The sequence below is a fragment of the Variovorax sp. V213 genome, assembly GCF_041154455.1.
GTDB lineage: Bacteria > Pseudomonadota > Gammaproteobacteria > Burkholderiales > Burkholderiaceae_C > Variovorax.
In genome coordinates this window covers 1,459,627-1,471,021 of record NZ_AP028664.1, presented here as the reverse complement: position 1 = coordinate 1,471,021, position 11,395 = coordinate 1,459,627, and the positions used below count along the sequence as shown (strand labels likewise).

At 66.6% G+C, this 11,395-nt stretch carries 12 protein-coding genes; 7 read left to right on the top strand and 5 right to left on the bottom strand.

Annotated elements, in window-relative coordinates; all coding sequences use genetic code 11:
* Positions 1–4: 4 nt before the first annotated feature.
* A complete protein-coding gene (locus tag ACAM55_RS07165; RefSeq protein ID WP_369655344.1) occupies positions 5–1,348 on the bottom strand; it encodes an efflux RND transporter periplasmic adaptor subunit in 1,344 nt (447 codons plus the stop codon).
* A 225-nt stretch (positions 1,349–1,573) separates the two neighbouring features.
* On the opposite strand from ACAM55_RS07165, the gene ACAM55_RS07160 reads away from it, so the two are divergent.
* The 5 genes from ACAM55_RS07160 to ACAM55_RS07140 are packed head-to-tail and all read left to right on the top strand — an operon-like array spanning position 1,574 to position 5,272.
* A complete protein-coding gene (locus ACAM55_RS07160; protein WP_369655343.1) occupies positions 1,574–2,095 on the top strand; it encodes a DUF6622 family protein in 522 nt (173 codons plus the stop codon).
* A 33-nt stretch (positions 2,096–2,128) separates the two neighbouring features.
* A complete protein-coding gene (locus tag ACAM55_RS07155; RefSeq protein WP_369655342.1) occupies positions 2,129–3,082 on the top strand; it encodes a sterol desaturase family protein in 954 nt (317 codons plus the stop codon).
* Complete coding sequence (locus ACAM55_RS07150) at positions 3,079–3,375, top strand: 2TM domain-containing protein (RefSeq protein WP_369655341.1); 297 nt, start codon at positions 3,079–3,081, stop codon at positions 3,373–3,375. Before ACAM55_RS07155 ends, ACAM55_RS07150 begins: the two co-directional genes overlap by 4 nt.
* Entirely contained in the window at positions 3,372–4,442 is a 1,071-nt protein-coding gene (locus tag ACAM55_RS07145) for a sensor histidine kinase (RefSeq protein ID WP_369655340.1), read from the top strand. Before ACAM55_RS07150 ends, ACAM55_RS07145 begins: the two co-directional genes overlap by 4 nt.
* Positions 4,439–5,272, top strand: a complete 834-nt coding sequence (locus ACAM55_RS07140) for a LytR/AlgR family response regulator transcription factor (protein ID WP_369655339.1) — start codon at positions 4,439–4,441, stop codon at positions 5,270–5,272. Before ACAM55_RS07145 ends, ACAM55_RS07140 begins: the two co-directional genes overlap by 4 nt.
* A gap of 87 nt (positions 5,273–5,359) precedes the next feature.
* On the opposite strand, the gene ACAM55_RS07135 is transcribed toward ACAM55_RS07140, so the two are convergent.
* Positions 5,360–5,707, bottom strand: a complete 348-nt coding sequence (locus tag ACAM55_RS07135; protein WP_093016338.1) for a hypothetical protein — start codon at positions 5,705–5,707, stop codon at positions 5,360–5,362.
* A 134-nt stretch (positions 5,708–5,841) separates the two neighbouring features.
* Here ACAM55_RS07135 and ACAM55_RS07130 point away from each other — a divergent pair, with 134 nt between their 5' ends.
* Positions 5,842–7,656, top strand: a complete 1,815-nt coding sequence (locus ACAM55_RS07130; RefSeq protein WP_369655338.1) for a glutamine--tRNA ligase/YqeY domain fusion protein — start codon at positions 5,842–5,844, stop codon at positions 7,654–7,656.
* A 62-nt stretch (positions 7,657–7,718) separates the two neighbouring features.
* On the opposite strand, the gene ACAM55_RS07125 is transcribed toward ACAM55_RS07130, so the two are convergent.
* The gene (locus ACAM55_RS07125) at positions 7,719–8,024 is read right to left on the bottom strand and encodes a hypothetical protein (RefSeq protein ID WP_369655337.1); all 306 of its coding nucleotides are present in this window, start codon (positions 8,022–8,024) and stop codon (positions 7,719–7,721) included.
* A gap of 128 nt (positions 8,025–8,152) precedes the next feature.
* Here ACAM55_RS07125 and ACAM55_RS07120 point away from each other — a divergent pair, with 128 nt between their 5' ends.
* Complete coding sequence (locus ACAM55_RS07120; protein WP_369655336.1) at positions 8,153–9,040, top strand: peptidoglycan DD-metalloendopeptidase family protein; 888 nt, start codon at positions 8,153–8,155, stop codon at positions 9,038–9,040.
* A 15-nt stretch (positions 9,041–9,055) separates the two neighbouring features.
* Here the strand turns inward: ACAM55_RS07120 and ACAM55_RS07115 are convergent, their stop codons facing one another.
* On the bottom strand, positions 9,056–9,991 hold the full coding sequence (locus tag ACAM55_RS07115) for a succinylglutamate desuccinylase/aspartoacylase family protein (protein WP_369655335.1): 936 nt from the start codon (positions 9,989–9,991) through the stop codon (positions 9,056–9,058).
* Positions 9,992–10,082: 91 nt separating this feature from the next.
* The gene (locus ACAM55_RS07110; RefSeq protein ID WP_369655334.1) at positions 10,083–11,285 is read right to left on the bottom strand and encodes an ammonium transporter; all 1,203 of its coding nucleotides are present in this window, start codon (positions 11,283–11,285) and stop codon (positions 10,083–10,085) included.
* Positions 11,286–11,395 lie beyond the last annotated feature (110 nt).

The following is an 11,395-nucleotide window of genomic DNA, read 5'->3' as shown; positions in this document are numbered from 1 at the left end:
CTCGTCATTGCGGGGCGCGCTGGCGCCGCCGCTCTCCGCCCTCGCCGCGCTCTCCGCGTTGTCCGCGCGGCCCCGAAGCCGCACCGCGCGGACCCGATGCGCCGCCGCGCGGCCCTGCGGCGGGCCGGTCGCCCTGCAACTGCACGACCGCGCCGTCCTTGATGCGGTCGCCGCCTTCGGTGACCACGTTCTCGCCGACGCGCACGCCCGAGGTGATGGCCACCACCTCGGCATTGGCTTCGCCGCGCTTCACCGGGCGTGTCGACACCGTGCGGTCTTCGTTGATCACATACACGTAGTCGCCGTTGGGGCCGGTACGCACGGCCGTCACCGGCACGACCACGGCGCGCACCTTGCGCAGCAACATCTGCACATTGACGAACTGGCTCGGGAACAGCGTGGTCTGCGCATTGCCGAAACGGGCCTTGGCCTTTACCGTGCCGGTGGTGGTGTCGACCTGGTTGTCGAGCGTGGAGAAAGTGCCGGTGTCGAGCGTCACCGCGCGGGTGCGGTCGAAGGCGGTGACCGAGAGCGGCTCACCCTTGGCAAGCTGCGCCTGGATGTCAGGCACCCGGTCTTGCGGCACCGAGAACTGCACGTCGATCGGGTTCATCTGCGTAATGACCGCGATACCCGTGGTCGCGTTGGCCGTCACGGTATTGCCCGCGTCCACCGTGCGCAGGCCGATGCGGCCTGCCACCGGCGACGTGATGCGGGTGTAGTCGAGGTTCAGCTTGGCCGCGGCCTCGGCGGCCAGGTCGGTGGTGACCGTGCCTTCGAGCTGGCGGACCAGCGCGGCCTGGGTGTCGACGTCCTGCCGGGCAATGGAGTCCTGCCCCAGCAGCGTGCGGTAGCGCGCCAGCGTGACGCGCGCGGCGTCGAGCTGCGCCTCGTCGCGCTGGCGGGTGCCGCGCGCCTGCATCAGCGCCTGCTCATAGGGCCGGGGGTCGATGCGCGCGAGCAGTTGGTTCTTGGCAACGGTCTGCCCTTCGGTAAAGAGTACCTCGGTCAGCACGCCGCCGACCTGCGCCTTGAGCGTGATGGTTGCCAACGGCGTGACCGTGCCGAGCGCATCGATGGTGACCGGCAGCTCGATTTCGCGCGCCGCCGCATGGCCGACCGTGACCGTCGCGCCGCCGAAGCCCGGCCCACCGGCGGTGCTTGCCTTGCGGTTGATGAGGTACCAGGCGCCGCCTCCCAGCGCCAGCAACAACAGCAGCGCAATCAGGCTGCCAAGCCAGAGCCTGCGGCGCGAGGGCGGCCGGGGCGGCGGGGACGAAGAGGGTTGTGTTGCCGGTTGAACAGCAGGCGAATCGCCGGAAGAAGGCTCGGAGTTCGGAGATTCCATGTGTGATGTGGCAGTGCGCAGGTACGACCGCTAGTGGAGCGCTGCATCGTAGCGCGCCTGTCTTATGAACCGTAAAGCGCCGGTAAAGCTGCCGCGAACGGCGCGTTTCGCGCCAATCCGCTGCGCCTGGCGCCGCCGGCCTGCATTTCGTCGCAGACCCGTGGCGGCTGTGTGGGGGCGCCGGCACAGTCCGCCCATCGAATCACCTTTTGTTGGAGAAACGCCATGCTGCTGCAAATCATTCTTCACACCCCGAAGTGGGTCTTCGCCGTTTTCGTGCTGCTCCTGTGGCTCGGCTGCAAGCAGCTGATGTCCGGCAGTGTCAGCCTGGCCAAGGTCACGGTGATGCCGATTGCCATGACGGGCCTCTCGCTGGCCGGCGTGATCTCGGCCTTTGGCGATTCGCCCGGCGCCTTGCTCGGCTGGGCCGTGGCCGTGGCCGCGCTGGTGCTGCTGGTACTCCAGAACCCCCTGCCCGCCAGCACGCGCTACGACCGGGCCGCACGCGAATTTCAGGTGGCCGGCAGCGCGGTGCCGCTGGTGCTGATGATGGGCATCTTCTTCACCAAGTACGTGGTGGGCGTGGCCCTGGCCATGCACCCCGAACTGCGCCAGCAGGCCAGCTTCGCCGTCGCGGTTCCCATGCTGTACGGCGCCTTCAGCGGCATCTTCGCGGCGCGTGCCGTGCGCCTGTGGAAGCTGGCCTTCGCCACCGACGCCATGGCTACCGGCGCCCGCGCAGCCTAAGATTCCAGCCCCAGCCTCCCGCCAGGAACTGCCATGACCGTGCTCTTTCTGATCCTCAAGATTTCCGTCACGGTGGTGCTCGCCGCCTCGATCGCCGAGGCGCTCGTGCTCTCCTGGCGCAACGGTTGGCGCAGCTACGACTGGAAGGCGGCCGGCGTCTCGGTGGTCGACTTCTTGGTGCGCGAGTACCCCCTGCGCTGGCTGCTGCCGCTGGCCTTCTGGACCGGCGCGATGGACTGGTTCTGGAACCATCGGCTCTTCACGCTGCCCATGGGCCACTGGAGCGGCTGGGTCGCCTGCTTCATCGGCCAGGAGTTCTGCTACTACTGGTACCACCGCGCCGCCCACCGGGTGCGCTGGTTCTGGTGCACGCATGCCATCCATCATTCGCCGAACCAGCTCAACCTGTCGGCCGCCTACCGTTTCGGCTGGACCGGCCGGCTCACCGGCACGCTCGCCTTCTTCATGCTGGCGCCGCTCTTGGGCATGCCACCCAAGGTGATCCTGCTGATGCTCACGCTGAACCTGCTGTACCAGTTCTGGATCCACGCGACCTGGATTCCGAAGCTCGGCCCGCTGGAATGGGTGCTCAACACGCCCTCGGCCCACCGCGTGCATCACGCCTCTAACCTCGAGTATCTCGACGGCAACTACGGCGGTGTACTGATCGTGTTCGACCGCCTGTTCGGCACCTACATTCCGGAGCGCGCCGACCTGCCCTGCCGCTACGGACTGGTGAACCCGGTGACCTCGCACAACCTCTTCGAGATCGAATTCATGCACTGGCGCGCGCTGCTGCGCGACCTGCGTTCGGCGCGTTCGGTGCGCGCCTTCGTGGGCTACCTCGTCAAGCCGCCGGGCTGGCGTCCCGACGGGCCGGGGGAGACCACCGAAGAGCTTCGCCGGCACGCGGCCCTGCAATCGATGCCTGCGCCGCAGCCGTCCGACCCCGATTTCATTCCGGTTCAATTCAAGGAGTTGTCATGAACCCCACCCTTCAGAACGCTTCCCGCCCCGACATCGAAAAGCTCGCCCGCCGCCGCGCCGGCGCCAAGATGGGCTGGTACATCCATGCCTTCGTCTACGTGCTGGTCAACCTCGGCCTGGTGGCGCTCTCGGCATCGCGCGGCCACAGATGGGCGGTGTACCCACTCATGGGCTGGGGCCTGGGCCTCTTGATACACGGCGCAGTGATCTGGTTCGTTGCGCCTGGCGGCAACTTCTACGACCGGCTGGTGGAGCGGGAACGGCGCGCGCTGCGCTCCGGGGAGCGCGGATGAGTGTTGAAACGCTCCCTCGTTTCCGCGCGGAGAACGTCCGGAGCATGCTTCGGCATGGCCTCATCACCGTCGTCTTCTGCTGCTTCATCGCCGCGGCGCTGGCCATCACGCAGCACGGGGAGTGGGGCGCGCAGATGGTGTATTCGCTGTCGATCGGGCTGATCAGCTGGCTCTTCATCGACGTGGGCCGGCTGCTCATCAGCGGCCACAGGGAGATCCTCTGGCCGTCCGGCCCCTGGGGCTATCTGCTGGTGGCGGCCGGTGTGACGGTCGGCTTCCTGGGGGGCAATGCCATTGGCGACGCGTGGACCCATCAGCCCCTGCTCAATTTCCGCAGCTTCGCGGAGCGCAGGCTCGCGACCACGATCATCATCACGGTGACAGCCACCGTCTGCATGTGCTTCTTTTTCTACAGCCTTGGCAGGAGCAAACACCTGCGGGGCCAGATCGAACTGGCGCAGCGCAATGCCACGGAGGCGCGGCTCAAGCTGCTCGAAACCCAGCTCGAACCGCACATGCTGTTCAACACCCTGGCCAACCTGCGCGCACTGATCGCAACCGACCCGCCGCGCGCCATTGCCATGCTCGACCGGCTCAACAACTACCTGCGCATGACGCTCAACGGATCGCGCGCGCTGGCACATCCGCTTTCGGCCGAGTTCGAGCGGCTGGCCGACTACCTCGAGCTGATGTCCGTGCGCATGGGCGAGCGCCTGCGCTACACGCTCGATCTGCCGGAAGTTTTGCGCGACACGCCCGTGCCGCCGCTGCTGCTTCAGCCGCTGGTGGAAAACAGCATCCGCCACGGGCTCGAGCCCAAGGTCGAAGGGGGCAATATCATCGTGCGCGCCCGCCAGGATGTGGACCGGTTGGTCATCGAAGTGAGCGACACCGGGGTCGGCCTCGACGCAAGCCAGTCGCCGTCGGAAGGCGGCGGCTTCGGGCTCGCGCAGGTCCGCGAACGGCTTGCCGCCGTGTACGGCGACCAGGGCCGCATGAGCCTGGCCGCTGAGCCCACGGGCGGCACCCGCACCACCATCAGCTTTCCCTTGCCACCAAGCGCATGAACCCCACCGCCCTCATCGCCGAAGACGAGCCCCTGCTCGCCCAGGCCCTCAAGGCCGAACTGGCCGCCGCATGGCCCGAACTGCAGGTGCTTGCCACCACGGGAGACGGCCGAGCCGCCGTGCGCGAGGCCCTGCGCCTGCTGCCGCAGGTGCTGTTCTTCGACATCCGCATGCCCGGCCTCGACGGCCTGGGCGCTGCCGCCGAGCTGGCCGACAGCTGGCCCACCGACGAGGCGCCCATGCCGCAACTGGTCTTCGTGACCGCCTACGACGAATACGCCGCCCGCGCCTTCGAAACCCGGGCCATCGACTACGTGCTCAAGCCGGTGCAGCCCGAGCGCCTGCGCAAGACCGTGCTGCGGCTGCAGCAGGCCTTGACCGCACAGCAGCCATCGAAACCGGCCCCGAACGGAGCCGACGAAGTGCTGGAGCAAACCCTTGCACAGTGGCGCCAGGTACTCGCGGCTGCATCGGGCGGCACGCAGGCACCCGGCACCGCCCCGCTCAGGATGATTGCAGCCAGCGAAGCGGGCGGCAGCACCGTGCGCATGGTCCCGATCGACGAAGTGCTGTATTTCGAGGCGGCGGACAAATACATTCGCGTGCTCACCGCCACGCACGAATACCTGATTCGCACGCCGCTGAAGCAGTTGCTGACCCAGCTCGACTCCGAGGTCTTCTGGCAGGTGCACCGCGCGGTGGTGGTGCGCAGTTCGGCCATAGAAGCCGTGCACCGCGACGAGGCCGGCAAGCTGCATCTGGACCTGCGCGGCCGGCCCGAGAAAATTCCGGTCAGCCGGCTTTACGGGCACCTGTTTCGCGCCATGTGAAATTTGGCGGGTTACACACGCGCATAAAAAAAGCCGGCCTTGACGGACCGGCTTTTTCACATGGCGGATTGCCGCCCCAGCCACTGCTTAGCGCCAGTGGCGATGGCCGTGGTGATAGCCCCGCGGACCATAGTAGCGCGGCGCGTAGTACGCCGGCGGTGCGTAGTACACCGGAGCCGGACGGTAGTAGACCGGCGGCGGCGGGCGGTAGTACACCGGGGGCGGCGCGTCGTAGTACACGGGCGCAGGGGCCGCATAGACCGGCGCCGGATAGTAGGCCGGCGCGCCGACGCCCACAGCCACCCCTGGCAGGCCCACGCCCACCGACCAGCTCACGTCACCGCGAGCACTGGCCGAAGTGGCCGCAAACAATGCACCGGCTGCCACGACACCCGCGGCGGCCCATTTGAAGAAGGTTGAACGTGTGAGGCTCATGATCTTGGACTCCTAGTTGGGGCGTTTCCCGCCCATGTATGTATTGAACGCGCCAAATGCAAAGCGGTTGCCCGCCGCAATGTGAAGAACGTTGCCAAAGGTAACCGGCAGGGGGTGCACTCTAGAATGCCGCAATGACCTCCCCGACCGACAAAGACAGCGCGAAAACGGCCGCTGCACCGAGTAATTTCCTGCGCCACGTGATCGAGAACGACCTTGCGCAGGGGGCCTATTCTGGCCGCAAATGGGGCGGCTCGCCCGGCGACGCCGCCCATCACGCCCAGGGCATGGCCGACCCGGCCAAGGTGCGCATGCGCTTTCCGCCCGAACCCAACGGCTACCTGCACATCGGCCATGCCAAGAGCATCTGGCTCAACTTCGAGCTGGCCAGGGAATACGGCGGCGTGTGCCACCTGCGCTTCGACGACACCAACCCCGAGAAAGAAGAGCAGGAGTACGTCGATTCCATCCGCGACGCCGTCCAGTGGCTCGGCTACGAGACCTACCTGGCCGACCGGCCCAGCGCGCCAGGCACCCTGCAGCCGCACGAATACTTTGCGAGCGACTACTTCGACTTCATGTACCGCGCGGCGGAATACCTGATCGGCGCCGGCCTCGCCTACGTGGACGAACAGACTGCCGATGAAGTTCGCGCGAACCGCGGCGACTTCAACACGCCCGGCACCGACAGCCCCTTCCGCACCCGCACGCCCGAGGAAAACCTTGAGCGCTTCCGCGCCATGCGCGACGGCCAGGTGGCCGACGGCGCCGCCATCCTGCGCGCGAAGATCGACATGGCCAGCACCAACATCAACATGCGCGACCCCGCGCTGTACCGCGTGCGCCGGGCCACTCACCACAACACCGGCGACAAGTGGTGCATCTACCCGATGTACACCTTTGCACACCCCATCGAAGACGCGCTGGAGCAGATCACCCATTCCATCTGCACGCTGGAGTTCGAAGACCAGCGCCCCTTCTATGACTGGCTGCTCGACCGCTTGGCCGAAGGCGGCCTCATTGCCAGCCCGCATCCGCGCCAGTATGAATTTGCGCGCCTCAACGTCACCCACGTGCTCACCAGCAAGCGCAAGCTGCGCCAGCTGGTCGAAGAAAAGCACGTCGACGGTTGGGACGACCCCCGCATGCCCACCCTGGCGGGCCTGCGCCGCCGCGGCTACACGCCCGAGGCGCTGCGCCTGTTCTGCGAACGCAGCGGCACCACCAAGTCCGGCGGCTGGATCGATTACGCCAGCCTGGAGGCCGCGCTGCGCGACACCCTGGACCCCACCGCACCGCGCGCCATGGCCGTGCTCGACCCGGTCAAGCTGGTGATCACCAACTGGGGCGAACTGATGGGCAGCGACGACGTGCTCGACGACTGCTCGGCCCCCGTGCACCCGCACCATCCCGAAATGGGCAAGCGCGAATTCAAGCTCGGCCGCGAGGTGTGGATCGAACGCACCGACTACGAAGAAGTGCAGCCCAAGGGCTTCTTCCGCCTGTTCCCGGGCAACAAGGTGCGGCTGAAATACGGCCACGTCATCGAATGCACCGGCGGTACCAAGGACGCGAACGGCAAACTCGTCGAAGTGCGGGCCACGCTGGTGCCCGACACCAAGAGCGGCACGCCCGGCGCGGACGCCATCAAGGTGAAGGGCAACATCACCTGGGTGGCCGCGGCCGATGCGGTGCAGGCCGAGGTGCGCCTGTACGAGCGGCTGTTTGCGGCGGCGAACCCGGGCAGCGGAGAGTTGATGGATGAGCTGAACAAGCAGAGCCTGGAGGTCTGCTCTGCGTACGTCGAACCGTCACTGGCCAATGCTCAAGACGGTGCGGCGTTTCAGTTCGAACGGCATGGGTACTTCGTGCTCGATGCGAAGTCAGGTACGGATGGCAAACGCGTGTTCAATCGCGCGGCTGGAATGCGGGACAGCTGGGGCAAGTAATCGCCCCGCGTCCCGCACAAAGCCGGGGCCGCGATGGCCCCGGCTTTTTTTTGTATGTTCATTCATTCCTGCCGCTTGCTGTAGACCACGCCCAGCACCGCGCTGTTTTCATCCGTCGTACAGATCGCCGGCCGGCCTTGCGGCCCGACCTTCAGGTTGATCGTGTAGACGCCGTCGCGCGGCGTCGTGCCCTTGTCCGCGACGATGCTCGGTACAGGCACGCGAAACTCGCGCGAAGCCGCGGCCACGCAATTCTTGACGCTCGCCTCGGGCGCGCCGCCTACACGAATCGCAGTGCTGCCGCATCCGGCAGCCATGGCACCCACGCTTACCATCAAGGCCAATCGGCCCAGCGTTCGGATCTTCATTTCCGTTTCCTCTGTCGGTTCGCCATGTTTGTTCGTTCGTACAAGAAGCCTTGAGTTCAATCCCGGTGACAGCCGATCGGTGCAGGACGGCCTCGCCAATCCCTGTCCATCGAAAACCCAAACGATTCATGCATCACCCGTTCCCCGACCTCCACCCGACCGCCCTCAGCCGCCGCTCTGCCCTGTTCGGCGCAATGGGCCTTCTGGCGCTGACCGCCACACACGCCAGCGCGTCAAAGAAGAAGAACCAGCCTGAAGTCTGGCCGCGCGCGTCCCAAGTACCGGGCGGCGTGGCGCGCCTGTCGCTCGGCCCGGCAGCGAAGCGCCCCTCCGTCTTTGCCGGCGAGGTGCCGCTGCTCGTCGTGGGCGATGCCATCGACTGGACCGCGCTGGTGGGTATTCCGCTCGCGGCTGTGCCGGGCGATGCGAGCGTCATCGTGCGTCCAGAGGGTGGTGCCGAAAAACAAGTCGCCTACACCGTGGCCCCCAAGCAATATCGCGAACAGCGCCTTTCGGTACCGCCACGCACTGTCGATCTATCCCCGGACGACGAAGCGCGCTATGAAAGCGAACGCGCGCACCTGGCCACCGTGATGGCCACGTTCACCGACCTGCGGCCCGATGCGTCTCTGCAGATGCGCGTCCCCGTGCCGGGCCGCCGCTCCAGTTCGTTCGGCCTGCGCCGCGTGTTCAACGGCCAGTCGCGCAATCCGCACAGCGGCATGGACATCGCCGCGGGCACGGGCACGCCGGTTCTGGCGCCGCTGCCGGGGCGGGTCATCGATACGGGTGACTATTTCTTCAACGGTGGCACGGTGTGGCTCGACCACGGCGGCGGCCTGCTGACGATGTATTGCCACCTGAGCCGCGTCGATGTGAAGGTGGGCGACGTGCTGAAGACCGGGGAGCAGCTTGCAGCCGTCGGCGCCACTGGCCGCGTGACGGGGCCTCATCTGCATTGGTCCGTGATGCTGAATCGGGCGATGGTGGATCCGGCGCTTTTCATTGCGGCCTGAGTCGCCACCCCGACGTCAGATCGGCTTCGTCAAATACACCGCCTCCCGCCCCACGATCACGCGCTGCGCGGGCATGAAGATCGTGCAGTCGTCGCACGGCGCGCGGATCTCGTCCGGGCCGTTGGTGGCGATGAGTTCGCCCTTGGCAAAGGTCTCGAAGCCGATCAGCGGGCGCACGAAGGCAAACTCTTCCGACTTGATGACGTGCGTCTGCAGCAGCTCGAAGCGGCGCTGCGGGCCGGGCGCGGGCACGGCCGGGTCCTTGTCGACGAGGCCGAAGTGCGCCAGAAAATCGAGCGAGATGGCGGTGGCCAGTTCGGAGGCCGAGCGCAGAAAGTGCTGGCCGCATTCGGCCACTAGCGCCACGCCCTTGCCTTCGGGCAGGCCATGCCGGCCATGCTGGATCAGCGGCGTGCCGGAGCCGAGGCCGTCGGGCATCACCAGGTGCACCGAGGGGCGGCCGATGGCCATTGCGGCCTCGGCATTGCGGTCGAACGCCGGGTACACCCAGAACGGGATCACCGGCTGGCTGGTGGAGTGGATGTCCAGGATGTGGTCGGCCGCGCTCACCACCGGGCGCAGCACGCGGGCGCGGCGCAGCTCGGGGCTGTCTTCGGTGCCGTCGAGCCATTCGGGCGACCAGATGCGGTTGAGGTTGTGCACCAGTTGCCGGCTGTCGAAGGGCAGCGCCTTGTCGAAGGACTCGTACGCTTCCACGTTGGCAAAGCTCACGGTGAGCGTGCCGATCTTGGGGCGCACGTTGGTGTCGAGCAGGTGCGTGGCGGCGGTCATGCCGCAGATTTCGTTGCCGTGCGTGAGTGCGTTGATCAGCACGTGCGGGCCGGGCTTGCCGGACTCGAAGCGGTGCACGTAGTCGATGCCGATGTTGCCCTTGCGGTAGGCGGAGAGGTCGCGGGGGAGGACTTCGAGGGCGGGGGGCTGTTGGGTCATTGGCGTTGGCGAAATTGAAGCGGACAGGTCGGGCGAGTTTGCTACAGGCTGCGCTTTCGTGCTTCTTGACGCTTCAGCGTCGTACTGGGCCCTACCAGTTGGCCTCACGCTCCGGCGTAGCCGAAATATGGTGGATCGACAGGTCGGCCCCGTCGTATTCCTCTTCCTGCGTGAGCCGCAGCCCCATCGTGGCCTTGAGTGCGCCGTACACCGCAGCCCCTGCCAGCGCAGCCCAGGCCACGCCGATCAAGGTGCCGATGAGCTGCGCCCACAGGCTTACGCCGCCGATGCCGCCCAGCGCCTGCGTGCCGAAGAAGCCGGCCGCAATGCCGCCCCAGGTGCCGCACAGGCCGTGCAGCGGCCACACGCCGAGCACGTCGTCGATCTTCCACTTGTTCTGCGTGAGCGTGAACATCACCACGAAGATGGCGCCGGCCACGCCGCCCACCACCAGCGCGCCCAGCGGGTGCATCAGGTCGGAGCCGGCGCACACCGCCACGAGGCCGGCGAGCGGTCCGTTGTAGACGAAGCCGGGGTCGTTCTTGCCGAGCGCCAGGGCCACCAGGGTGCCGCCCACCATGGCCATGAGCGAATTGACGGCCACAAGGCCCGAGATCTTGTCGATGCTCTGCGCGCTCATCACGTTGAAGCCGAACCAGCCCACGCACAGCACCCAGGCACCCAGCGCCAGAAAGGGAATGTTCGACGGCGGATGTGCGCTCAGCGAGCCGTCGCCGCGGTAGCGGTTGCGGCGTGCGCCCAGCAGCAGCACGGCCGGCAGCGCGAGCCAGCCGCCCACCGCATGCACCACCACCGAACCCGCAAAGTCATGGAACTCGCTGCCCGTGACCGAAGCGATCCACGCCTGGATGCCGAAGGCCTTGTTCCAGGCGATGCCCTCGTACAGCGGATAGACGAAACCGACGATGACCGCCGTAGCGATCAATTGAGGCCAGAACTTGGCGCGCTCCGCGATGCCGCCCGAGATGATGGCCGGAATGGCCGCGGCAAAGGTGAGCAGGAAGAAGAACTTCACCAGCTCGTAGCCGCTCTTGGCCGCGAGCTCCGTCGCGCCGACGAAGAAATGGGTGCCGTACGCCACGCCGTAGCCCACCAGGAAGTACACGATGGTCGAGACCGAGAAGTCGACCAGGATCTTGACCAGCGCATTGACCTGGTTCTTCTTGCGAACCGTGCCCAGTTCGAGAAAGGCAAAACCGGCGTGCATGGCCAACACCATGATGGCGCCGAGAAGGATGAACAGCGCGTCTGCGCCCTGTTTGAGTGCGTCCATTGGAGCTTCTTGCAGTTTTTCTGGTTTGAATTGGTGCATGCACCCGAATTGCTCGGCGCAGCGCCATAAGAAAGCAAAAATGGTGCCTAAAGGCGCTTTGATGGTGCGGA

Excerpts from the sequence above, each read along its gene's own strand:
- ACAM55_RS07165 (WP_369655344.1), bottom strand. The coding sequence starts at position 1,348 with ATGGAATCTCCGAACTCCGAGCCTTCTTCCGGCGATTCGCCTGCTGTT.
- ACAM55_RS07160 (WP_369655343.1), top strand. The coding sequence starts at position 1,574 with ATGCTGCTGCAAATCATTCTTCACACCCCGAAGTGGGTCTTCGCCGTT.
- ACAM55_RS07155 (WP_369655342.1), top strand. The coding sequence starts at position 2,129 with ATGACCGTGCTCTTTCTGATCCTCAAGATTTCCGTCACGGTGGTGCTC.
- ACAM55_RS07150 (WP_369655341.1), top strand. The coding sequence starts at position 3,079 with ATGAACCCCACCCTTCAGAACGCTTCCCGCCCCGACATCGAAAAGCTC.
- ACAM55_RS07145 (WP_369655340.1), top strand. The coding sequence starts at position 3,372 with ATGAGTGTTGAAACGCTCCCTCGTTTCCGCGCGGAGAACGTCCGGAGC.
- ACAM55_RS07140 (WP_369655339.1), top strand. The coding sequence starts at position 4,439 with ATGAACCCCACCGCCCTCATCGCCGAAGACGAGCCCCTGCTCGCCCAG.
- ACAM55_RS07135 (WP_093016338.1), bottom strand. The coding sequence starts at position 5,707 with ATGAGCCTCACACGTTCAACCTTCTTCAAATGGGCCGCCGCGGGTGTC.
- ACAM55_RS07130 (WP_369655338.1), top strand. The coding sequence starts at position 5,842 with ATGACCTCCCCGACCGACAAAGACAGCGCGAAAACGGCCGCTGCACCG.
- ACAM55_RS07125 (WP_369655337.1), bottom strand. The coding sequence starts at position 8,024 with ATGAAGATCCGAACGCTGGGCCGATTGGCCTTGATGGTAAGCGTGGGT.
- ACAM55_RS07120 (WP_369655336.1), top strand. The coding sequence starts at position 8,153 with ATGCATCACCCGTTCCCCGACCTCCACCCGACCGCCCTCAGCCGCCGC.
- ACAM55_RS07115 (WP_369655335.1), bottom strand. The coding sequence starts at position 9,991 with ATGACCCAACAGCCCCCCGCCCTCGAAGTCCTCCCCCGCGACCTCTCC.
- ACAM55_RS07110 (WP_369655334.1), bottom strand. The coding sequence starts at position 11,285 with ATGGACGCACTCAAACAGGGCGCAGACGCGCTGTTCATCCTTCTCGGC.